Consider the following 21,669-nt stretch of genomic DNA (forward strand, 5'->3'; position numbering starts at 1 on the left):
CAATGCAGGTGAGAGCGAGCCGGCATAAAGTTTTTACAATACGAAGGTTAGGGAAATAGAGCAGCTGCCGTATACGATATCAGCCGAAGTCGAGGCGAAGGACGATAATCTGTAAAGATAAGAAACAGCTGCTCTGCCTGTTTACAGTGTAGCACAGGCGTGGATCAGCTGCAATTTCAGCCAAGCATGCCAGGCTGAGGAGGGGAATATAAGTGATCGATGCAATCGACCCTTGCTGTAGATGACCACTACCCTGCCTCCCCTCATCGAGCAGGATCAGCCCTACGGCACAATTCGCCCTGCATGGGCTGACCACAACCAACTTAAAGGTGGAAAACATCTGTCGCGCCGCCATAGAAGGGGCAACCATGGTCCTCCGCTATGGCGCTGAGGGGATGGAGAGAAATGGATTAGAGCCAGGTGAAATTCACCTGGTTGGTGGTGAAACGGAGAGTTTAGTCTGGCGGCAGATGGTCGCGGACATTTTTAACCAGCCGGTGGTCTCTCCGGTCAACAACCGAGGCTGGTGCTCTTAATGCTGTCTTACAGGCCATGTGGTGTTATATTAATGCCACCTACCAACAATTCCGATAAAACCTCACTCATCGCAATATGTAACCAGCATGTCAAACTCGATAAATCAAGCAGGTGCGAACCCCAGCCGGATATGGTATTGGTCTACCGTAAAATTTACCATCGGTATCTGCAACTTGAAGAGCAGCTCAAACCGCTGAACAGATAGCAAGTAAACCGCAAGAGAAAGCCATGTCCATCGAGTGCCGCAATTTCGGGAGCAGTGAAGGAACAGACGTCCATGAGTATACCCTCGACAATGCCAAAGGGATACAGGTACACATTCTCGATTACGGGTGTATCATCACCCAGCTCCATCTGCCTGGACGACAGGGCTCGGCCGATGTTGTACTGGGTTTCGATAACCTGAAGGGATACCTGAAAAATACCGGATACATCGGCGCTGTTGTCGGTAGATATGGCAATCGCATCGCTGATGGCCGTTATATTCTTAACGGTAACCGCTATCAACTCGACCAGAATGACGGCCTGAACCATCTGCATGGCGGTTTCTCGGGATTCGACCGCCAGCATTACCAGAGCGAAGCGTATCGAGAGGCCGACACCCTCTGTGTCAGACTTCACCGAGTCTCCCCGCATCTGGAAGGAGGCTACCCCGGCAACCTCGATGTGACCATAATCTATAGACTCGACCGGAACAGTCTTACTTTCGAAGCACACGCAACAACCGATATGGCCACACCGGTCAACATCGTTCAACACAGCTATTTCAATCTGGCAGGCCATGGCTCCGGTTCAATCGGCAACCATCGACTTCAGATCAACAGTGATAGTCGAACTGAAACTGATGAGAGACTCATTCCCACCGGCCAAATTGTTCCCGTTGCCGGCACTCCTTACGATTTCCGTGATTTCGATACCATGGCAAACCGGCACAAAGCCCTGTCGGAGGCGGGTATCGCAGGCGGCTTTGATTGCAATTACGTCTTGAACTCACCAATGAGCGAGCAGAATCCAGCGGCTATCCTGCACGATCCCGCCTCCGGCCGCACCATGAAGATTATTACCAACCAACCGGGTCTGCAACTGTATGACAGTTCCTCGCTGGCACCACAACATGGCAAAGGCGGTCAGTCTTACACCCCCGGCGCAGGTCTCTGCCTGGAGACACAAAACTTCCCTGACGCGATCAATCACGACCATTTCCCAGAGGCTATTCTTCCCGCGGAAAAACAGTATAAGGCAACAACCTCCTACCTCTTTTCTGTCGACTGACAGCCCCCTCGTACCACCTTCGCCACCTGCCACCGGCCACCTGTCGCCACCGCAAAGTCACTATTTTATACTGTTATAACAGACTATTATCTGATATCATCACCTCACCCCCTGAGTAGCGATTACATTCATCCGGTTGTAAACTCCATAAGCGAGGCCTCACTATGCTTGTTGTACCGGTCTTCACCAGAAGTAATAGCACAAACGTACCCTGGATCTGTATTCTGCTTATCGTCATCAACACGCTGATCCTCTTCACCCTTCAAGCTGGTGATAGCTCCATCTACAACAGGGCCTACCAATATTACGAGCAGTCCCGGCTCGTTGATATCGAAGTGCAGGCTTATGGCGATTTTTTACAGAAAAAAGGTACACCCGAAGAGATTGCCTTCCCCGAGACAGAAGAAGGAAAAGAAAGGCTGGCCAGGCAAATGCTGCAGGATGACCAGTTTGCCATACTCCTCGAACAGGATCAGATCATCACTCTGGAGAGTCCGAATTATCAGCAGTGGCGTGACAAACGCAATCGTTTCGAGGAAATCCTTGGATCAGCCGCTATCATCAAGTACGGATATTCACCGCGAAAAAACAACGTCACCGGCCTGTTCAGCTGCATATTTCTGCACGGCGGCTTCATGCATCTCCTGGGCAACATGGTGTTTCTCTACCTGGTAGGCGCTATCCTTGAGGTTGCCCTGGGACCTTCCCTTTTTCTTGGTCTGTACCTGATCACAGGCGTATGCGCCAGTGTGCTTTTCGGAATTGTTTACCCCACGGCAAGCGGCCCTCTGGTCGGAGCATCTGGAGCCATCTCCGGCCTGATGGGAAGTTACGGGGTCATTTTTGGCATGCGTAAAATTCGTGTTTTCTATTCACTGGGCTTTTATTTCAACTACGCCATGGTTCCGGCGCTGGCGCTCTTCCCCTTCTGGCTGCTCAAAGAATTTTTTCAACTCTCTCTCAATACTGAAAGCAACGTCGCCTATGTCGCCCATATCGGCGGCCTGCTCTCCGGTTTGCTCATAGGCACGGCCTATAAGCTGCTTCGAGCAGAACAGATCGAGGCACTCTTCACTCCCCAGACAACCCAAAACGCCCTGGACAAGTACCTGGATGAAGGACTCGATTACCTCGAAAAACTTGACCTGCCCAAGGCAAGAGCTGCCTTTGCCAAAGCCCTGGAGCTCGCTCCAGACAATCTGATGGTACTCCGCCAGCTCTACTCGGTCGACAAGAGCCGCCCAAACAGCGAGCAGTTTCATGAAAGCGCCCGATGCATACTTCGAGCGCTTATCCCCAAACCGCCAGAAGATTTTCTGGAAATATTAGAAGACTACACCCAAACTGCCTCCCAGCCACGCCTGCAACTCGTAACAATAGAGCACGCCAGCCATCTTTACCTCAAAGTCAGAGAATACCGCAAGGCAGCCCCACTTATTTCCACCCTTTTCAGAAAAAATCCAGATCGCCCGGGCCTGCCTCACTACCTTCTCACCCTGGCAGAAGGCCTTTTACACGACAACAGAAGTACAGAGGCAAGCCAGTGCCTCAAGGCACTCATACACAAATATCCTGGCAGCGATGAAGCATTACAGGCCAGGACCCGGCTGCGCAGTCCCGGCTTTGGAGAGCAGCCCAACTAGCCCGGATATTTCCTGGAAAATACGGGCTGGACTGCTACGCACTTCACCTATAATTACGGCAGGTGTTGCAGGCCTTTAACTGGAAAAAATCGCAGAAATGGTCTGATATATTTTGCAATGTCAACCAACCGCTTTCAAATATTGCATAGCTTTTGGAGTGAGATCATGGCCTGGGAATGCCTTAATGATTCCTCTGAGAATCTGCCTGGCCTTATCGCTCTTTCGCCCCTTTTCATGGAGGAGCATCGCCAGCTTGAAATAGACCTCTGGCAGAAGCGGGTCGTTCTTGAAATGTTTGGTGAAATAGACATAGCCATTTAAGGCGGATTTGAAATCGTTCATCTCTTCGCACCAGCCAGCCATGGCAAAGACACTTCCGGCAGCTGGCGGAGCGGTAGGACTTGCAGTGATTTTTGGAAATAGCTCAGTCGCCTGTTTTTTACGATTATTCTTAACCAGCACCTCGAAATGGCGTACAGAATAGCGTAACGCCTTATCCTGCTCTCCCGACATATTCAATAGCTGATAGAACTTTTCTGAAAGTTCCCAGTCCGGGTCTTTCTGTTTCACAAATGGGAGCAGCTTATCCAGCGCCTCCCTGTATTTGCCATTTTTAACAAGAATTGACAGGCCGGTCTTCAGATCTTCCTCGGCGCTCTTAGGCTTTCGTTTAGCCCTTCCACCCTGGTTCTCAATGAAAAACTCATAATCTACAACATAGCCGATGCGATCATGATACTGCAGCAACACATACCCCATTAAGTGATAGCTCATTATCGTGTAGCACTGGGAAACAAAGCTGATCACAAAGGCATATAGTAGCGGGGGAATAACCTCCACCGGCAAATATGCAAAAAAAGCGGCTGGGGCTGCCATGAAAAAAGCCAGGAAGAGATACATCAAGAGATATGGCCAACCTATCCGAAAAATTATCGGCACAAAAAGCATTGGGTTCAACGCCTGCAGCACCGAGTTGGTCGAGACCAGCAGCATCAGTATCATTGGGAGACAGGCTATCGCCAGCACCCCCAGGAATATTGCCGCCATAACCGAATGGCTTGCGACGAAGCCAATGCTGCCCCCCAGCAGCGCAAAGACCAGATACTGTTTCAGCACCTGCATCACATCCTGATTGATCAGTTCCACGCTTACGCCCGGAGCATTGAGTGAACCTCGCCCGGTTTCGATCAGCACGGCATAGGCGTACTTCATCATGATTACCCATACCCCGAGACTTACGAGAATATTTGTTGGGAAAACCGCTGCCAGCAGTGACAGTACTGCGGTCAGAATAAGCGGCACCAACTGAAAGGGGTACAGGAATACAGAACTGAGCCGGTGCCAGAATGGCACCATGACATTGCCAAGACCAGCCAGCTGAACTTGCGAATCGCATGCCGGACAAAAATAGTTTTTCTCCTTGCCGCCATAACCCTGAGAGACGCGAGTGGAAACACACTCATCACACAGGGAAGTTCCACATTCATAACATACAAAGTGCGCTGGACGCGCACGGTGCAACGAACATTCCAAGGACATAACCGGGCTCCCGAAGACTGCAGACTTGATGAGTACAGCTACTATACATCTGGACATTTATTACATAACCACCTTACCGCAACGGGGCTCCACTTCCAACATTTTTAAGACTAATTTCGTATAGTTATAAGACATGCTCAAGTTTTCAGCTAGCCGCGCAGCTCCATCAACCCCCCTCCCAGTAGTGTTCGGCACAAAGGAATTTCGGCGGCCCTTTTTCCCGTTACCATTGATACTTGCCTTTTGCTTGTCCTCATTCAGGATCACGCTGACTTCACCTCTCACAAGGGTTTGCCATCATGACACTTCTTCAACTCCTCACAGCCGTTACTCCGGTAATAGGGGTACTCGTGTTACTGGTTCTGCTGCGTTTACCTGCAACCAGGGCTAGGCCGATGAGTCTTTTGCTCACAGCGCTTACAGCCTACTTTTCCTGGGGAGTCGGATTACGACAGCTCGCTGCTTTGATCCCTGAAGGCCACAGTCATAGTGGTGGCTGCCGCTTCTGTGGTCGACCACGTCGGCAAGGAAGGTCCGATTATTAGATTTGATATAATACCAATGACATACTACTGCGTTGGTGATCGTTATACCTTGATTATGGAATATGCAATCACCTCAACTGTTGCATCTGATCTCATGGAGTCGCCTTCCCTCTCCCCCTGAGCATAGAGGGCAACCTTATACCCACTGTAATTCTGCACCGGCCAGATATTCTGCCCTTGACTTTCGATACCCACACACTATTGTTGCCGCAACAACTGTTGCTTTGGCAACTATAATTTTACAGGCTACAAATATGAACCAACATCCATTCCCGCCAATAACCCTTTTTGGACACAGGTTTGCCATGCTGCACAGGCTGCAGATGAGCATGTGCAGGGCAGATATCCTGGCCGCAGGCATCCAGCCGAGCTGGTTTCCCTTTCTCGCCAAGCTGACCTTTGAGAACGAACCCGTAACGCAGGAGTACCTTGCCAAGGCTCTTGCCATAGACAAGGGCCCCACGGCCAGAACCATTAACCAACTCGAGCAGCACGGTTACCTGACTCGCAGAGCCAATCCTGAAAACCGACGGCAAAATCTCGTCAGCGCCACTCCTAAAGCAACGGAAATTACCAATACACTGCTGCTCTCATTTGAAAAATCGCTCAAAATTTTTATGAAAGGTTTTTCCGAAGAGGAATGCACCACCATCCTGGCTCAGATGGACCGCATGATCGCCAACGCCAAGGAGGCTCTCCATGAATAATACAGCGAGCAAACCGGCAGCCGATGCTGTATCAGCCTCCCTGGTGCTTTTTGTCGTCTCATGCGTGCAGTTCATAACACCGATGATGGCCTCATCTGTCGGCATCGCCTTACCGGCAATCGGCAAGGAGTTCGGGGCAAGCGCCACCCAGCTCAGCCTGATCCAGCTGAGCTATATCTTCGCCCTGGCGGTGCTGATGATCCCCCTGGGACGATTTGCCGATATCCACGGCAGAAAGCTGATCTTCAATCTTGGCATCGTCATGGCCATCATCTCGACTCTGGCCATAGGATTTGTGCCAAATACCGAAATATTTATTTTCTTCCGTTTTTTGCAGGGCGTGTCAGCCGCAATGATCAACGCCACCAGCCTCGCCATTCTCACCGCCGTCTTTCCGCCCGAGCGCCGGGGCCGGGCATTGGGAATTGTCGCTGGTTTTGCCTATTTTGGCCTGGCCGCCGGGCCATCCATGGCCGGCACCATAACCACTCAGCTCGGTTGGCGATGGTTGTTCTTCCTTATGGTGCCGCTGCAGATGATCGTGCTGATTTTGACGCTGGTACGCTTCAAAGGGGAATGGGCAGACGCCAGGGGAGAAAAATTTGGCTGGAGCGGCAGTATGGTCTATATCGCCTCATTGTCCCTGGTTATCTTCGGTGCCACCCAGATGAATGATATCAGCTTTGCGTGGCTGATAGCCATTGCCGGCCTTGTCGGGCTCGGCCTCTTCCTGAAATGGGAGGCGAACAAAACCAACGCGCTCTTCGATGTCCGGCTACTGGTGGAAAACAAGACCTTCACACTCACCAATATCGCTACCCTGATCAATTACGGGGCTTCGTTCGGGGTGATGTTTTTGATTATTCTTTACCTGCAATATGTAAAAGGTCTCAGCGCCCAGCAGGCAGGGTTAGTCATCATGATAACACCCTGCCTGCAGGCTATCTTTTCTCCCATTGCCGGCCGTTGGGCAGATATCTACTCTCCCCGAAAAGTCGCTACTATTGGTATGACGATCTGCGCTGTCGGACTCTTTGGCACACTGCTCATGAACGAGACCACACACTTTGCCACTATCGTGGTCATTATGAGCCTGTTGGGGGTTGGGTTCGGCATTTTTGCCTCACCCAACCTGAAAGTGGTGATGGGTTGCGTCGGACCACGTCATTATGGAACCGCAGCAAGCATCTCCGGCACCATGCGTACCGGAGGCATATTGGCCGGCACCGTCATCAACACCTCTGTTATTGCACTTTTCATGGGAGATGCACCCATCACCGGCGACAACTATCTCGTATACCTCAAGTCCATGCACGTCTGCATGACCACCTTCGCAGTTATGAGTGTGGTGGGAATCGGGCTATCACTTTTTCGGGTAAACCTTATCGGTCCTGAAAAGCACTAGGCTACATTTTGATCTGTGCCGAACGGATAATACCGTCAAACAACGGTTCGAGCCCAACCAGGCCCGGTTCGGCACAGGTCGCATAGAGGATATAACTTCCCTGCTCCCCCCGCAGAATATAGCTGAAATGTATTATCGGGATGTTATCCGAATTCTTTCTTTTTGCCGTAACCTTCAGCCCCGAGAGAAAGCCTTCTACCGGGAAATTTTCCTCTGTCACTACCCGGTAGGAGGAATCCGCCTTCTGCTCCTGAGCCAAAAAAGACTCAACGTCACTGGTCAGGGAGGGATCGCTGGAGTATCGAAGCAAGCGGATATTGGGACGTATACCATAATCGATCTCTGTAGCCAGCAGCGGCCATTCGGAGCCTGGAATAACCACAGCCTGCCAATTTTCGGGGAGCTGCAGCACCAGCCCCGTATTCTCGAACAGAAATTCCCCCTCCAGTTGCTGCTCCCGCTGACCAATACAACCGGAACAGAGCAACAGCACCAGCAGCACCATTACCCGCATCGCTTTAATCATCATCGGAGTCGTTCTTTTTCCTATCGAGAATACAGATGTTGCCAGCCGCATCCCAGCACTTGCCGCAGGAAACACACCGTGGCCGGCTAAAATCCCCCCGCTGCCAGCGATTTGGCAGGTCCGGTTCACTCAGCAAAGTTCTGGACATGGCAAAATAGTTGATTGAGGTGGTGTTCAACAGCTCTTTCATCTTCGTAGGGCTGCGATGCCCGCCGACAGAAATCACCGGGACAACCAGCTTTTCGGCAATCTGAGCCGTCTCTATGGCAAAGTAGGACTGTTTTTCTTCAGCGATAATCTTATTACGGATCGGTGCTTTACCGGGATAGTTATCAGCATCCGGGTTGCCGCCGCTGAACTCGATTCCGGTGATTCCACGTCGCTGTAGCTCAAGCGCCACCTGCAGGCTATCCTCGACACTCAAACCGTTACTGTCCCAGTGATCTGTACAGTGCATCTTGATAAATACCGGATAATCAAGCCCCACAGTAGCTCGAACCGCCTCAAGGGTTTCGTATATTATCCTGGCCCTGTTATGGATCTCACCGCCGTATTCGTCCTTTCTGCGGTTAAAATAGGGTGAGAGAAACTGACTGAGCAGATAGCCGTGGGCTCCGTGAATCTGCACTCCGTCAAAACCTGCCGCTTTGCACCTGCGCGCTGCCTGGGCAAATGCTTCAACCACCCTGGCTATATCATCGCGGGTCATCTCTCTGGGTACGACGCCGCGCGATGGATTGGGCACAGCAGAAGGCCCCATGATATCCCGCTCACCAATGTTGAAACCGGTGCTCGAACCACCATAGACGATCTGCATGACGATATTCGCCCCTTCGGCCTGAACTTCTGTTGTTAATTCCTTATATTCAGAAATAAAGCTGTCATCATAAATACCCATCATGCCCGGATTTGGTTGCTCCTCCTCCAGCACAAAGGCGTAACCGGTGATGATAGTACCAATACCGCCCTGGGCAAGACCTCGATAAACAGTACGCAACCGGTCAGTGAGATGCCCTTTCTCGTCTGCCATATTCTCCCAGGTAGCCGATCGCCAGAGCCTGTTTTTCAAGGTCATCGTGCCAATAGTTGTTTTGTCAAAGAGTGTTTTCATGGCTTAGATCCCTATGTGTTGAATTCAGGAGTTATTTTATCATAACACCCGAATTATGATGGCATATTTTTCAGCACTAAATACGACAGAACAATATAACGCCCAAGTTTACCCGCGGTGACCAGCAGCAAAAACAGTATGAAATTCACCCGTAAAACACCTGCTGCGACGGTCAACGGGTCACCTATTCCCGGCACCCAGGCAAAGAGCAGCGAGTAGGTCCCGTATTTCTCAAACCTTGAAAGTGCAGCATTTACCTCCTTTTCTGAGGCGGTGGAAAATTTCTTTTTAAAGAGTTTCCCACCACCCAGCCCCATGCCGTAATTCACCACAGAACCCAGGACATTGCCCAGGGTAGCGACTATTACCAGCAACATCGGACTCAGTTCGTTGTACAGCAGCACTGAGAGTACAACCTCTGAACTTAACGGTAAAAGAGTCGCAGCAAGAAACGCTGAGGAAAACAAACCGAGATAACCGTATTGAGCTAAAAACTCCATAATATTTAAACCTGTAGATAGGGGGATAACTTCTATATTGATATACAATTTCCCGGCACGAAGGACCAAAGAATATCGTATCGCCGGTGACAACACCCCACCGGCTTGCCGAAATTGCACTCTTTAAGCAGAGCCACATTGTGCTCGCCCACCTGAAATCATGATTTTTTTTTCTGATAAAGAAGCGATGGGGGAAATGGCTCCGTCCGACACACTCATGGAAAAGGCCGCTAATATATAGCCTTCATTTCAGAAGTGCAATGCAAGAGGCCGGGTCCCCAACCTGTTAACGCCCGGACAAGGAGTCATTACAGACTCCGAGATGATCCGGCAGCAACGTAACCAGACAATTATAAGGCAAGAAATCGTGATCATCCCTGACGGATCTGGATAGCAGGGTTCAACCCTATCTGACATTTTCCTCGAAGAGGTGCCTCAGGATTTTCAGGATCTTCAGGAAGAAGTTCAACTTGCAATTCAGCTAAAGTTTGTGCAGATTGAGCCAAAGAGTGCTTCATGTCAGAAAATGGGTTATCACATAGCTGGCAGCAAAGGGCTGGCATAACCAATAGTTACTAGGTATATTTACGTAATATTTACTTATATTTTTTTATATGGCCCTGGGGCTGCTGAGCTCAACATTATGCTTTACTTGTTATCTGGTTTGATATTTTCATGACTTCTATAGATTTTCCTAAAAAAGCCAGGCTGCTTGTCGTCGATGACGAAGCAGGTGCACGAGAGTCTCTTGAAGCTATTCTTGAAGATGACTATCAAGTGGTCTGTGTCGAAGACGGGCAGAAAGCTCTGGCTGTCATCCAAAAAGAGGAATTCGACCTCGTGCTGCTCGACATGTCGATGCCCAAAATGAGTGGCATTGAAGCCCTCGAGAAGATTAAGAGTCACGACAAGTCTCTTGATGTGATTATTGTGTCGGCCATCGATCGGGCGTTGGAAGCGACTTCCGCTATTCAAAAAGGTGCTTACGACTATCTCACCAAACCTTTTGACCCGGAAACCATTCTCACCAGGGTTGATCGTGCCTTGCAGAAGCGATATCTCGAACAGGAGGTATCCTTTCTGCGCTCCGAAATGGCGGAGCGCTCTGAACAGTCGCAAATCATAAGTCAGTCTAAACAGATGCAGGAGGTTTTCCAGACTATCAAGAAGGTGGCGGGAACTTCGAGTAATGTACTGATTACAGGTGAAAGTGGCACTGGAAAGGAATTGATTGCCAGGGCAATCCATAACGCCAGCGAGCGAGTTCAGAAACCCTTCGTGGCCTTGAATTGTGCTTCAATTCCTTCAGAGTTGATCGAGAGCGAATTGTTCGGTCATGAAAAAGGCGCATTCACAGGTGCGCATCACCGTGCCCCTGGCAAGTTTGAATTCGCCAATGGTGGAACCTTGTTGCTGGATGAGATTTCCTCACTCAGAAGTGAATTTCAGGCCCAGTTGTTACGAGTCTTACAGGAGCGTGAATTTACACGTGTTGGAGGACACAGGGTAATAAAGGTGGATGTGCGAATCCTTGCAGCCACCAACACCAAACTGGAAGACATGGTCCGTGAAGGTACATTCCGCGAAGATCTCTTTTTCCGGCTGAATGTGATTCCCATTAATGTGCCTCCATTGCGTCATCGCGAAGGAGATGTGTCTCTCTTGGCACAATACTTCCTGGCAAAATTCAACCGAAAATTGAATAAGAATATAAAAGCTATAACAACAGAGGCCATGGCGGTTTTAGAAACATATCCCTGGCCGGGAAATATCCGCGAACTGGAAAATCTGATCGAGCGTATGGTGGTCTTAGGAACTGATGATACCAGGATAGACCAGGGGGACCTACCTTATGACGTCCTTTTTCACGAAGAGACCGTGCATAATTTGCCGGGACCTGAAGGAAGCAATATCGGGTTATTACAAGCCCGCCACTCTTTCGAGCTGAGCTATATAATGCAGGCGCTGCGAAAATGTAACTGGAACCAGACCGAGGCTGCGCGGCTGCTGAAAATTCATAGAAATACCCTTATCCAAAAGATGAAAACCCTGAATATCCGGCCCCGCAGCTAAAGAGATGGTGCTGGTATACGGGCGTAAACTGTATCATCTCATCCGGCAGCCTGGAAATACCTATATCAATTCCAGACTGGATACTGCCTGAACAGAGATCGTATCATCCAGGGGCAGCTGGATGGTGAACATGGTGCCTTGTTCCTTTTTACTTTCCGCTTCGATCAGCCCCCCATGTTCGGTAACCACCTTATGTGTTATAGCCAGTCCAAGGCCGGTACCGGCGTCTTTGGTGGTAAAAAATGGATTGAAAATCTGCTTGAGTTCCTTCGAGGCTATCCCCTGGCCAGTATCCTGGAAAATTATCACGACCTTACTGTCTGTGTTTCCGCTTGCCCTTTTTCCCGAATCGGTTGATTCGGCAATAAATGTTCTGATTGTCAATTGACCTCCGGTGGGCATAGCCTGGATTGCATTTCGAATCAAATTGTTAAACGCTTTAATAAGTTGGTTCGAATCGGCCTGTACAGGGGGCAGTTTATCTTGCAGGTCCTGCTGGTATTCAATATTGCAGCGCTGTAACTCTTCTTCCGTTGTATCAATTGCCTGTCTCAATAATCCGTTGATATCGGTTGCAGCGAATTCATACCTGGGCAATCGAGAGAGTTCCAGGAGTTCATCAACCAGAAAGTTTATCCGCTCTGTCTCCCTTGGAACCGTTCGATTGAATTTCTCCAGAAATCCGGGTTTGTCGACCTTACGGGGAAGCAATTGAACAAATGTCTTGATGGCCGATAGCGGATTCCTAATCTCATGGGCCATACCTGCAGCTAATGTGCCTAATCCTGCCAACCGCTCTGATTGGCGAATACGGGCTTCAAGTTTCTTGAGCTCGGTGATGTCGTGCAGGTTCAGAATAATCTCGAGGGGTTGTCCCTGGTCACCATGCAAAATACTGGAACCAACCAGGATTGTTTGACTTTCTGGCTCTTTTGTAATTTCAATCTCCCGGTGAGCAACTGCGGCCGACTGATGAATGATCTTCTGCACCAGCGAAACAAGCTGGCAGGATTCACCGAGGATGGCTGCAATGTTTTTTCCCTCAACCCCATTGACGGACGAGAGTCCCAGGAGCGTCCTGGCCGCAGGATTAATGGTTACAACAGTCCCTTTCATATCCACCGACAACAGACCATCGGCCATGGTAATCATCAACTTTTCAGTGTAGTCCTGGAGTCGCTGTATCTCTTTAAGTTGCTCCCCCTGCCTTTCCTGGTGTTCCAGGATTTCCTTGGTCATTACAGCAAAATTGGCTGCCAGCACTTCAACTTCATCTCCGGTTTTAACACCTACCTTATAGGTGAAATTCCCCTCGGCAACATCCTTGGTAGCCCATACCAGTTCACCCAATGACCGGGTCACCCGCTGGGCGCCCAGCACGGATATTATGGTTCCTGTAAACAATGCTACCATGCCGATTCCTGCAATTATCCAGATCGTCTGGCGTATTTGTCGATACATGGACGTCAGGGATAACCCAACCCGTATGGTTCCCCATCGGTTCGTCGAATCCGGCAGAAAAACAGGCAGGGCCACATCCAGCCCAGGCTGTGAGCCGAACCCCTCCTCAAATCTTTGGACCAGCGGGAAGGTGGTAGCAACTGCATCGAGGCTGATCGCATCGGTTAACTTTTGCCCCTGAAGTTCCGGCCGATTACTAAAACCAGCTACACGGTGCTCTTTGTCATGTACAACAACGTAGAGGATATTTGGGTCTTGAGCCGCCCGATTGGCGAATTGTTCTAGGGTTATATAGTCGTAATTGAGCAGTGCCTTGGTAGAGGTGGCCACAAGACTTTGGGCAATAGCTTTTCCGCGTTGCTCCAACTGATGACGGATGCTGCGATTCTGAAACCACACCAGCGTAAGAAGGAGAACTCCAAGAAGCAGGATAAGCATGCCGGCACTGGCCAGAACAACTCGATACCGAAGCGGAATAAAGCGGGGTTTGCGGAACAGTCGAAGCTGGAGTGGCCAGTTTTGCATGATAATAATGCTGATCGAACATGTAACTACTGAGTTGAGGCATCGTTCTTTATCCAGACCCGATGCAGAGGCATGTAATCAGCTCCTAAGGCACTTGGCTGGGCGCCCTGAACACGGGACGTATAAACCCGGTCAACACTCGGATAAATTAATGGGATAATGGGCGTAGATTCCATTATCAACGCTTCTATTTCACGGTACATTGCTGTTCGTTCAGCAGGGTCGCTCTCTCCTCGGGCAGACAAAAGCAGGCGGTTTACCTTTTCATCCTTGAATCCCATGAAGTTGGCCGGAGAATTGGATGCGAAAAGCGGATCCAAAAAACTGTCCGGGTCCGGCATATCTGCAAACCAGGCGTAACGAAAAATCTGCACCTTATCAGAATTGATATATTTTTCGAACTGAGACCAGTCGGTGATGTATTTTATTGTTAAGTCGATTCCCAATTCAGCCCATGCCTGACGGACAAAACTCAGCTCGGCCTGCGCATAGGCGGACTGCGAGCCAGAAACAATTTCAACAGAGATAGTGTCCCCGTTTTTTTCTTTCAAGGTGCTACTGGTGGTTGTCGAACTGGTCACGTGGGTTGCACCGGTACCTGATTGCTTACTTTCCTGACTCACACCTGGCATAACGGGCGGCAGAATCCTCTCAGCCGGTTCGAACTGACCACCATAGACCTCATTGAGTAATTTTTCACGATCGATTGCTGCAGAAAGTTTCCTGCGGAATTCAGGATTATTCAGATTGGGGTGATCAACCTTGAGACCGTAGAACATTAGACTCAGGGCGGGCCGGTGAAACCACTGGAGATCTTTTTGTGAAGACAGTTTCTTCCGTATACTGCCCAGAACAATCATTTCATCAAGTTCACCATTTTGAAAATCAGTGAGTATTTGATCAATTTCCACCCCGGGGTAAATCTTATACTCCACCCCATCCAGGAGGGCCTCCCCTGCAAAATGGTCTGAATAACGCTCCAACCGGATGCGTTTGTCCGGCTCCCATGAGACAAATCGAAACGGCCCACTGCCCACCGGATTTCGACCAAACTCCTCTTCTGACTTGAGTACTACTGCTTTGGGGACAATTTTGGCCTGGTACATGCCCAAAGCTGTAAGAAATGGGGCATGGGGTTCTTCGAGCTGTATTAATACGGTGTGCTCATCGATAGCCTGTAATCCAGCTACAACCTCAGTCTGGTGGTCGTGATATGCTTGTGCCCCTTGTATTTTGAGCAGGTGAGGTAACGTCGCAGGAGAAGGTGTAACTCTTAGGAGGCGACTGAGAGAAAAGATAACATCTTCGGCAGTGACCTGTTCACCATTATGGAAATGGGCACTTTTCTGAAGGGTAAATCTGTAGCTTTTGCCTTGCTCTTCCACCTGCCAGGTTTCAGCCAGGGCCGGAAGCACCAGGAGATAAGGGTCGAAACGAACCAGGCCGTCAAAAAGCTGCTGGACCACCGCTGTGCCATATTGATCCTGCACATAAGCAGGGTCAAGGGTGGCAGGGCTATTCAACAAAGGTGCGTGGTACGTGCCTCCCTTTGTTACCTGTTTTTCACCTTGGCCGGCGGTATTTATCGTTCCTGCCTTTTTTTCAGCTGACTGCTCACATGAACTGATAAAGAATAGAACAAGGAAGCCGATGCAGATAAACATCAGCCTCGGAAATCGGTACGAACCCATTCAACCCCCTCCCTCGATTATAAATAGGGCTGTAGGATATCAGATTATACATTGTAATGTAATAGCTTTATGTGACTGATGGTAAAAAGTAGTAGTTGGGGTATCTGTTATTGTTGCCCCTGACCATTATGCGTTTTCTGGCACTATTTGAGCGGAGGGGGATATGCGTAGACCTGAAAACCAGGATAGGCTTAAAGATGTAGCTGGATGTACAACAGCAGCAACAGCTCTACAGGGTAGGGGACATAACGTTAAGAAGAACCCTTAAAGGGCGAGGTGGCGTGAAGGCTACTACCGTATTTTTCACATCATTATTCGGTCAAACAAGAGGATATCATCACTGAAGCACTACAGGTTCCTTACCAACCCCACCAGTGCGACTCCAACACGTTAGGCACGAGATACAGCAGGTGATTCTGTGTCATTCCCTGCCCCGCCCAGGCCAATAATGTTGACCCAGGCGGCAAGGGACCATGATGCCGAAAGCTGGCTATGATTCATAGCATGCTTAGTATAAAAATCACGGTGGTTACACAAATCTAATTGGATATTTCTATCTCAAATCAGAATCCGGCTCCACCACGTGCTAAAACTGGTAAAGCATAACTTGCAACTGCAACACTGACGATAAAAAGCTGAATCATTACTTTTTTCATTCTCATTTTCTCCTGCTGAGTTTTCTCGATGTTGCTGATTTATCAATTCGATAAAGGTGGCATAGTGCTGGGACAGATCTTCATTGATGGCTGCTCCGAGCAAAAGTCACTGTGGTTCCGAAAGTATGATGAGGTATTTCTATCTCAAATCAGAATCCGGCTCCACCCCTTGCCAAAGCAGGTAAGGCATAGCTGGCAACTGCAACACTAACGATAAAGAGCTGGATCATTACTTTTTTCATCTTCATTTCCTCTTTCTGAGTTTTCTTGATGCAACTGTTGTTATCAGGTATTCCCCATTCGAACTCAAGAATGGAATTTCTCGTCTTTGCATCCCATTAAAGCAATGTCCATGCCAATTACTCCCGCCCCCGAACATCCGGGCAAATGGTTGTATGTGCGTGTTATTATTGTGTAACGCCAAGGTTCGAACAGATTTGGGAGATTGAACACAGTAGTGTGAGTCATCTAAGAGATGCGTGCTTAAGACTCTGAATTAGCGTCGATAAACGCAATATGCACACATTCCTGTGCTGTGCACATAAAAATGTGCAGCGAATAAGGACCGATGGACCGGTTTCTTATTGGAGGCAGGCTGGATTTGGAAGAATTTGATCGGCTGGGTGAGTGCAACGAACAAGATATAAGGTACTAGAATACTGAAATAACATTTCAAGCCAGGTCTCTTTAAAGATCCATCCGTGCTTTGCTGATTATGCAGTCAATTGTGTTGGCACCATATTTGCAAAATTCCAGTCGTAGCAGTGAAGCTGTTTACAAAGTGATTTCAGGGCCGTCATGCCTGAATACCTTGACGCAATCAGAGTTATAAAATTGGAGTATGAGATGGAAACAATACAAAACGAGTCAATCTTTGTCGTAGATGATGACCAAGGTATTTTGGATTCTTTCGATGCCATGCTGGGCGATGACTATCCACTGCATATGGTGAACAACGGTGTCGATGCATTGGAATATCTGGATCGGCACCAGCCTTGCCTGATGTTCCTGGATTTAAAAATGCCGCGGATGAATGGTTTGGAACTGTTGAAAAATCTGGCAGCGAGAAATTTATCGACTGTCATCGTCGTCGTTACCGCATTACCGCAGGAGCAATACAAAGAGCTGGCCTACGAGTACGGTGTGTACAAATACCTGCAAAAACCCCTTGATGTGGACGAAGTGGAAGATATTGCCGCTGTTGTACTGCACTAATGAGAAAGTAAGAGAAACAGATAACCATGCAAAGCAATATACTGTTCGTTGACGACGACTCATCAATACTCGACGCTCTGGAGTGGACTTTTTCTGATGAACCTTATGGCTGCTTGACGTGCAAAACACCACAGGAAGCCTTGAAACTCATGGATGAAATTGATTTCGCCGTAGTTGTCTCAGATCATCGCATGCCTGAAATGTGCGGCACCGATTTCCTGGAGAAGATAAAACATCAGTGGCCAGCTACCATCCGCATCCTCATGACCGCTTACCAGGAGATGAACATAATCCTGAATGCTGTCAACAAGGGGCACATCTACAACCTTATCTTTAAACCCTGGGATGAGATGGAGTTGAAGCGGATTATCAAGACAGCAGTTGACGATTATACCTTGAGAAATGGCGGCGGTGTTATCAGCCGGCAGGCCAGCGAAGCTGATCAGTTGATTGAGTTGAATCGAAGCCTGGAAGAGAAGAACCAGTACCTGATGGAAAGGTTACAGCAAGCTCATAAAATGGAAGCCTTGGGTAACCTGGCCAGCGGTATTGCTCACGATTTTAATAATGTTCTCTTCGTTATCAATGGTTGTCTGCAGATGTCGATGGTTGACAAACATATTACACCAAATATACGTGCAAATCTCAGCCAGGCGTTAAAGGCTTCAGGTCGAGCAAAAGACCTTGTAGCACAGATACTCTCCTTCAGTCGTACTGGCGAAAACAATAATAAGCCTGTCATGTTAACACCTCTCATGAGGGAGGTGTTGGAATTTATTCAGGCGGCTCTGCCACCAAACATCAAACTTTGTCAGGAAATTAACATTGATAATGAAAGGATTCAGCTGGAGCCCACTAAGCTCTATCAGATACTGATGAATTTATGCTTGAATGCGGCGGACGCCATGAGGGGCCGAAAAGGCGTCGTTCACATCAGCTTAACCCGGGCGCGAATTGAACGGACAAAACACGTTGAACAGGTGAAATCGCTATTCGGAGACTACTTCTGCCTAACTGTGAGTGATAACGGTGATGGTATTGAGGAGGCTGATATAGAGCGGATTTTTGATCCGTACTTTACAACCAAGCGCAAAAATGGCGGAACCGGGTTGGGCTTGGCTTTGATCAACCAGATTATCCAGGATCAAGGGGGAAACATCTCTGTTCAAAGCGAGGTTGGTAAGGGATCTAGCTTCACTGTATACCTGCCTCTGATAGAGGATTCTCTTGTCAATTGCGTGAGTCTCTGAGTGGTGTAGAAGATATCCGATACTATGCCTTCCTATATAAACTTGGCTGAGACCTCCACTTTTTTCCAGGAGCAGTTACTTAGCTTGAGTTGTCGAAGAAAATAGCATCCTAAATTCTTCTGATGGATTCTGTTGCGTATACTCAGGAAACATCTTAACCAGCAGATCATTTAGAGAGATCTGGATTGCATATGGCTTTATAAATCTCTTTTCTCTTTTAGCACCTGGCTGGTTAAGGCTATCAAGATCGAATCGAGTTACTTTTCTGTTTTTTCTGTTCCATTCTTTCGGGCATCTATCCTGATCACCTGATACTCCCCCCGCTCCTCTTCTGGAATGTGCTATTGAAGAACGATCGATAATTGTCGAGTTGGTGAGCTTTGAAGCTGCATTGGCTCACCACAACAGCGATGCCTACCAGAAGGCCGTTGCAGCCCTCCAGGGTGGATTGATCAGGGATATACGCCTCATCGAGGGGTGGGGAGGCCATTCAAAATAATGTGTGGCTGTTCTTCGCCCTGTGTTAAAATCGGCCGCTGCCATAACTGCAAAAGTCCGGATCGAATCTGCAATAGGTTGACAATAAAAAATAAGTCTTATCCAAAAGGCGGGATAAAAGTAATAGTGGTCAACGAAGATCTTGCCTTGTAATACAAAACTCCAATAACTCAAACGCTATCGGATGGAAAATAGTACCATATAATCGCATTATCTTACTTCTTACGGAGGAACTATGAGCGCATTTTTAGTGGTTGACACCAAAATCAACAACCCTGAAGCCTACGAAGAGTACAAGAAACTTGCCAGGCCCATCGTCGAGAAATTCGGCGGTGTTTACCGGGCTCGTGGCGGAGCCATGGAGATCCACCAGAGCGAACTCTGGAGTCCTACCCGTATTGTAATCGTCGAATTTCCTGATGTGGAAAGTGCCCAGACCTTTATTGATTCCGAGGAATATGCACCGGTAAAGCAAATGCGTCTAGATAATGCTGAATGTACGCTTTTTATTCTTGAAGGGTAAGTATTGACTATCCTTTAATACGACAACCAGCGCCCCCACCCCGACAGATCAACCGGAACTGAATGAATATGTTTAAGTCGGCAGAGAAACTAATGACAATGGATGAGAAAGCCTGGGCAAGACATTCAAACCCGATGAGTGTCTACACCCGCTTCAGTTGCCTGCCGCTGCTGTCGCTGGCAATTTGGTCGCGTGAGTATCTCGGACTCTGGTCGCTCATTCCAATTTCTCTCTCATTATTCTGGATATGGTACAACCCCAGAGCCTTTCCACCGCCAACCTCAACCAATAATTGGGCCTCAAAGGGTACATTTGGAGAGAGAATTTTTCTCAGACGCAAAAAACTGACAATCCCCGGCCATCATATCCGGATAGCCTATATCCTTTCAGTGCTCGCCGGGCTGGGGTTACCTGCTCTCATATACGGACTGTATACCAACCAACTACTGCTGATAGCCCTCGGCAACATGGTAACCATCTACCCCAAGGTCTGGTTTGTCGACCGCATGGTCTGGATTTACGAAGATATGAAAGATACAGAACCGGAGTTCAGGGAGTGGCTGAAACCTTGAACGTGATTTCAGCCGAATAAAAGAAAAGATACGATTTTTAACAACTCGAATTTGCAGGTAACCTGCTGTAGAGGTGATGGGGAACAAAATTAGAAGGTCGAGGTTATATCACAGGGAGAAAGGTCAGGTATCATCCGCTATTGCATGGTGATTTATGCGACAATTGACTTTTCGACGCAATTTCCGTCACATCGAAAATCCACTCTGAAAAAATCTAAAAAAGAGCAAAAAAGGTGTTGACCCTCTCCACCGCTTTTGGTAAATAATCGCCTCACTGCAGCGCAGCATTTGCGGGAATAACTCAGTGGTAGAGTGCAACCTTGCCAAGGTTGACGTCGCGAGTTCGAATCTCGTTTCCCGCTCCATATATAAAAAGCGGCTTTCAAATTTTTGGAAGTCGCTTTTTTCTCTCAAAATGCTGATTGCAAACACAAGGCCGGATCAAACCGGCCAATAGAATGACTACGTAACCTGAGTATATCAGGTACCGAAATTCTTAAAATAGAAGCTTGACTTCAAACAAGGGTTTTGGTAAATAGTCCTTCTCCAACAACGCATTTGCGGGAATAACTCAGTGGTAGAGTGCAACCTTGCCAAGGTTGACGTCGCGAGTTCGAATCTCGTTTCCCGCTCCATATATAAAAACGGTCTTCATTTTTTGAAGACCGTTTTTTTTTGCCTTGCCCTCATCACTCCTCACTTCAAAAAAAACCGCCAACCGGCCCAAGCCGATCAGCGGTTCAAAATCCCTGGGTATCCAGTCAGAAACCGGGGATTATCCGTTCTTGCGTCGCACCATCACTCCGGATGGCAACTTGACCCCCTGACGTTTCTGTTTCTCCGCCTCTTTGACCCGCTTGAGTACATTATCACGATACTTAGCCTGGAGTCCGAGCAGGAAATAGCGGAGAATCTGATCCTTGCAGGCCCGGTAATTCTTGTGTCCCCTGCTCCTGAAAAAAGCGCTCAATTCCGATTTACCCAAGGCAAAACCAGCCAGTGCGACAATCTCAAGAATTTCATCATCGCGCAAGTCAAAGGCAATTTTCAGCTTTCTGAGGATAATATTGTTGTCGAGGCGGTCCTCCGGAGCAGGTTGCTCCCCCTCACGCTTGCCGCGAATCCTGGTGATCAGACCATTGAGGAAAATTGCAAGATGCTTGTCATCTATATGCTTGAAGGCAGGATCATCATCCCGTTTGAGCCAGTTGCTGAGACGCGTCCGCGACACCCTGCAATCAGCTGCCGCAAAGGTCGCTATCATTTTGTCATCTTCAAGATCAAGTATATAGCGTACACGCCGTAATACATCGTTATTATCCACAATTACCTCCGGTCTTCACAAGCTGCCGCACCAATCCTGGTGCGTAATACTCTTTATTTATCAGCACTCACCGTACCAACCCAAAATGGTTAAGCC

The 21,669-nt window shown here is 48.6% G+C and carries 21 protein-coding genes and 2 tRNA genes; 15 read left to right on the forward strand and 8 right to left on the reverse strand.

The features are described 5' to 3' along the window. Positions 1 to 79 precede the first annotated feature (79 nt). A complete protein-coding gene (locus tag ACN5NT_RS10455) occupies positions 80 to 370 on the reverse strand; it encodes a hypothetical protein (protein ID WP_419175476.1) in 291 nt (96 codons plus the stop codon). On the opposite strand from ACN5NT_RS10455, the gene ACN5NT_RS10460 reads away from it, so the two are divergent. The 4 genes from ACN5NT_RS10460 to ACN5NT_RS10475 all read left to right on the forward strand — a co-directional run bounded on the left by ACN5NT_RS10460 (position 330) and on the right by ACN5NT_RS10475 (position 3,452). Further along, entirely contained in the window at positions 330 to 536 is a 207-nt protein-coding gene (locus ACN5NT_RS10460) for an FGGY-family carbohydrate kinase (RefSeq protein WP_419175400.1), read from the forward strand. The genes ACN5NT_RS10455 and ACN5NT_RS10460 overlap by 41 nt on opposite strands. 32 nt (positions 537 to 568) lie before the next feature. Beyond that, entirely contained in the window at positions 569 to 742 is a 174-nt protein-coding gene (locus ACN5NT_RS10465; RefSeq protein WP_419175401.1) for a hypothetical protein, read from the forward strand. A 23-nt stretch (positions 743 to 765) separates the two neighbouring features. Beyond that, positions 766 to 1,809 carry an aldose epimerase family protein gene (locus tag ACN5NT_RS10470; protein ID WP_419175402.1) on the forward strand — a complete coding sequence of 348 codons (1,044 nt, stop codon included), beginning with the start codon at positions 766 to 768 and terminating at the stop codon, positions 1,807 to 1,809. Positions 1,810 to 1,973: 164 nt separating this feature from the next. Next, on the forward strand, positions 1,974 to 3,452 hold the full coding sequence (locus ACN5NT_RS10475) for a rhomboid family intramembrane serine protease (protein ID WP_419175403.1): 1,479 nt from the start codon (positions 1,974 to 1,976) through the stop codon (positions 3,450 to 3,452). A 120-nt stretch (positions 3,453 to 3,572) separates the two neighbouring features. Here the strand turns inward: ACN5NT_RS10475 and ACN5NT_RS10480 are convergent, their stop codons facing one another. After that, complete coding sequence (locus ACN5NT_RS10480; protein WP_419175404.1) at positions 3,573 to 5,048, reverse strand: hypothetical protein; 1,476 nt, start codon at positions 5,046 to 5,048, stop codon at positions 3,573 to 3,575. A gap of 242 nt (positions 5,049 to 5,290) precedes the next feature. Between ACN5NT_RS10480 and ACN5NT_RS10485 the strand changes: the two genes are divergently transcribed. The 3 genes from ACN5NT_RS10485 to ACN5NT_RS10495 all read left to right on the forward strand — a co-directional run bounded on the left by ACN5NT_RS10485 (position 5,291) and on the right by ACN5NT_RS10495 (position 7,648). Next, positions 5,291 to 5,536 carry a hypothetical protein gene (locus ACN5NT_RS10485; RefSeq protein WP_419175405.1) on the forward strand — a complete coding sequence of 82 codons (246 nt, stop codon included), beginning with the start codon at positions 5,291 to 5,293 and terminating at the stop codon, positions 5,534 to 5,536. A 254-nt stretch (positions 5,537 to 5,790) separates the two neighbouring features. Further along, positions 5,791 to 6,243: a MarR family winged helix-turn-helix transcriptional regulator gene (locus ACN5NT_RS10490; protein WP_136796393.1), complete on the forward strand. Its 453-nt coding sequence runs from the start codon at positions 5,791 to 5,793 to the stop codon at positions 6,241 to 6,243. After that, positions 6,236 to 7,648 (forward strand): MFS transporter, encoded by a 1,413-nt coding sequence (locus tag ACN5NT_RS10495; protein WP_419175406.1) that lies wholly within the window; start codon positions 6,236 to 6,238, stop codon positions 7,646 to 7,648. The genes ACN5NT_RS10490 and ACN5NT_RS10495 overlap by 8 nt, the downstream gene beginning before the upstream one ends. Before the next feature lies 1 nt (position 7,649). Here the strand turns inward: ACN5NT_RS10495 and ACN5NT_RS10500 are convergent, their stop codons facing one another. From ACN5NT_RS10500 to ACN5NT_RS10510, 3 genes are read right to left on the reverse strand one after another with little or no spacing between them, the layout of a single operon-like run. After that, a complete protein-coding gene (locus ACN5NT_RS10500) occupies positions 7,650 to 8,177 on the reverse strand; it encodes a hypothetical protein (RefSeq protein ID WP_136796391.1) in 528 nt (175 codons plus the stop codon). Beyond that, positions 8,167 to 9,285 carry an NADH:flavin oxidoreductase gene (locus ACN5NT_RS10505; protein ID WP_419175407.1) on the reverse strand — a complete coding sequence of 373 codons (1,119 nt, stop codon included), beginning with the start codon at positions 9,283 to 9,285 and terminating at the stop codon, positions 8,167 to 8,169. The genes ACN5NT_RS10500 and ACN5NT_RS10505 overlap by 11 nt, the downstream gene beginning before the upstream one ends. Before the next feature lie 53 nt (positions 9,286 to 9,338). Then, on the reverse strand, positions 9,339 to 9,785 hold the full coding sequence (locus ACN5NT_RS10510; RefSeq protein WP_419175408.1) for a YqaA family protein: 447 nt from the start codon (positions 9,783 to 9,785) through the stop codon (positions 9,339 to 9,341). Between the two features lie 675 nt (positions 9,786 to 10,460). Here ACN5NT_RS10510 and ACN5NT_RS10515 point away from each other — a divergent pair. Continuing rightward, on the forward strand, positions 10,461 to 11,858 hold the full coding sequence (locus ACN5NT_RS10515) for a sigma-54-dependent transcriptional regulator (protein WP_419175409.1): 1,398 nt from the start codon (positions 10,461 to 10,463) through the stop codon (positions 11,856 to 11,858). Positions 11,859 to 11,918: 60 nt separating this feature from the next. Here ACN5NT_RS10515 and ACN5NT_RS10520 read toward each other — a convergent pair whose 3' ends face one another. Continuing rightward, on the reverse strand, positions 11,919 to 13,844 hold the full coding sequence (locus ACN5NT_RS10520; RefSeq protein ID WP_419175410.1) for an ATP-binding protein: 1,926 nt from the start codon (positions 13,842 to 13,844) through the stop codon (positions 11,919 to 11,921). 26 nt (positions 13,845 to 13,870) lie between these two features. Continuing rightward, positions 13,871 to 15,535 (reverse strand): ABC transporter substrate-binding protein, encoded by a 1,665-nt coding sequence (locus ACN5NT_RS10525; RefSeq protein WP_419175411.1) that lies wholly within the window; start codon positions 15,533 to 15,535, stop codon positions 13,871 to 13,873. Positions 15,536 to 17,037: 1,502 nt separating this feature from the next. Between ACN5NT_RS10525 and ACN5NT_RS10530 the strand changes: the two genes are divergently transcribed. The 7 genes from ACN5NT_RS10530 (at position 17,038) to ACN5NT_RS10560 (ending at position 20,884) form a co-directional block, all read left to right on the forward strand. Then, positions 17,038 to 17,406, forward strand: a complete 369-nt coding sequence (locus tag ACN5NT_RS10530; protein WP_419175412.1) for a response regulator — start codon at positions 17,038 to 17,040, stop codon at positions 17,404 to 17,406. A 26-nt stretch (positions 17,407 to 17,432) separates the two neighbouring features. Further along, complete coding sequence (locus tag ACN5NT_RS10535) at positions 17,433 to 18,656, forward strand: ATP-binding protein (RefSeq protein ID WP_419175413.1); 1,224 nt, start codon at positions 17,433 to 17,435, stop codon at positions 18,654 to 18,656. 343 nt (positions 18,657 to 18,999) lie between these two features. Next, complete coding sequence (locus ACN5NT_RS10540) at positions 19,000 to 19,155, forward strand: DUF1330 domain-containing protein (RefSeq protein ID WP_419175473.1); 156 nt, start codon at positions 19,000 to 19,002, stop codon at positions 19,153 to 19,155. Positions 19,156 to 19,389: 234 nt separating this feature from the next. Further along, complete coding sequence (locus ACN5NT_RS10545) at positions 19,390 to 19,677, forward strand: DUF1330 domain-containing protein (RefSeq protein WP_419175414.1); 288 nt, start codon at positions 19,390 to 19,392, stop codon at positions 19,675 to 19,677. A gap of 92 nt (positions 19,678 to 19,769) precedes the next feature. Further along, complete coding sequence (locus ACN5NT_RS10550) at positions 19,770 to 20,249, forward strand: DUF6653 family protein (RefSeq protein WP_419175415.1); 480 nt, start codon at positions 19,770 to 19,772, stop codon at positions 20,247 to 20,249. A gap of 290 nt (positions 20,250 to 20,539) precedes the next feature. Further along, positions 20,540 to 20,614 (forward strand) — tRNA-Gly (locus ACN5NT_RS10555). A 195-nt stretch (positions 20,615 to 20,809) separates the two neighbouring features. Then, a tRNA-Gly gene (locus ACN5NT_RS10560) sits at positions 20,810 to 20,884 on the forward strand. Positions 20,885 to 21,024: 140 nt separating this feature from the next. On the opposite strand, the gene ACN5NT_RS10565 is transcribed toward ACN5NT_RS10560, so the two are convergent. Further along, entirely contained in the window at positions 21,025 to 21,573 is a 549-nt protein-coding gene (locus ACN5NT_RS10565; RefSeq protein WP_136796381.1) for a DUF1456 family protein, read from the reverse strand. Positions 21,574 to 21,669: the final 96 nt, after the last annotated feature.

Source organism: Desulfosediminicola sp., from assembly GCF_048381775.1.
Classification (GTDB): Bacteria; Desulfobacterota; Desulfobulbia; order Desulfobulbales; family Desulfocapsaceae; genus Desulfopila; species Desulfopila ganghwensis.

Excerpts from the sequence above, each read along its gene's own strand:
- ACN5NT_RS10480 (WP_419175404.1), bottom strand. The coding sequence starts at position 5,048 with ATGTCCAGATGTATAGTAGCTGTACTCATCAAGTCTGCAGTCTTCGGG.
- ACN5NT_RS10535 (WP_419175413.1), top strand. The coding sequence starts at position 17,433 with ATGCAAAGCAATATACTGTTCGTTGACGACGACTCATCAATACTCGAC.
- ACN5NT_RS10550 (WP_419175415.1), top strand. The coding sequence starts at position 19,770 with ATGACAATGGATGAGAAAGCCTGGGCAAGACATTCAAACCCGATGAGT.
- ACN5NT_RS10495 (WP_419175406.1), top strand. The coding sequence starts at position 6,236 with ATGAATAATACAGCGAGCAAACCGGCAGCCGATGCTGTATCAGCCTCC.
- ACN5NT_RS10515 (WP_419175409.1), top strand. The coding sequence starts at position 10,461 with ATGACTTCTATAGATTTTCCTAAAAAAGCCAGGCTGCTTGTCGTCGAT.
- ACN5NT_RS10465 (WP_419175401.1), top strand. The coding sequence starts at position 569 with ATGCCACCTACCAACAATTCCGATAAAACCTCACTCATCGCAATATGT.
- ACN5NT_RS10505 (WP_419175407.1), bottom strand. The coding sequence starts at position 9,285 with ATGAAAACACTCTTTGACAAAACAACTATTGGCACGATGACCTTGAAA.
- ACN5NT_RS10525 (WP_419175411.1), bottom strand. The coding sequence starts at position 15,535 with ATGGGTTCGTACCGATTTCCGAGGCTGATGTTTATCTGCATCGGCTTC.
- ACN5NT_RS10530 (WP_419175412.1), top strand. The coding sequence starts at position 17,038 with ATGGAAACAATACAAAACGAGTCAATCTTTGTCGTAGATGATGACCAA.
- ACN5NT_RS10475 (WP_419175403.1), top strand. The coding sequence starts at position 1,974 with ATGCTTGTTGTACCGGTCTTCACCAGAAGTAATAGCACAAACGTACCC.
- ACN5NT_RS10500 (WP_136796391.1), bottom strand. The coding sequence starts at position 8,177 with ATGATGATTAAAGCGATGCGGGTAATGGTGCTGCTGGTGCTGTTGCTC.
- ACN5NT_RS10545 (WP_419175414.1), top strand. The coding sequence starts at position 19,390 with ATGAGCGCATTTTTAGTGGTTGACACCAAAATCAACAACCCTGAAGCC.
- ACN5NT_RS10520 (WP_419175410.1), bottom strand. The coding sequence starts at position 13,844 with ATGCAAAACTGGCCACTCCAGCTTCGACTGTTCCGCAAACCCCGCTTT.
- ACN5NT_RS10470 (WP_419175402.1), top strand. The coding sequence starts at position 766 with ATGTCCATCGAGTGCCGCAATTTCGGGAGCAGTGAAGGAACAGACGTC.
- ACN5NT_RS10510 (WP_419175408.1), bottom strand. The coding sequence starts at position 9,785 with ATGGAGTTTTTAGCTCAATACGGTTATCTCGGTTTGTTTTCCTCAGCG.
- ACN5NT_RS10455 (WP_419175476.1), bottom strand. The coding sequence starts at position 370 with ATGGTTGCCCCTTCTATGGCGGCGCGACAGATGTTTTCCACCTTTAAG.
- ACN5NT_RS10485 (WP_419175405.1), top strand. The coding sequence starts at position 5,291 with ATGACACTTCTTCAACTCCTCACAGCCGTTACTCCGGTAATAGGGGTA.
- ACN5NT_RS10490 (WP_136796393.1), top strand. The coding sequence starts at position 5,791 with ATGAACCAACATCCATTCCCGCCAATAACCCTTTTTGGACACAGGTTT.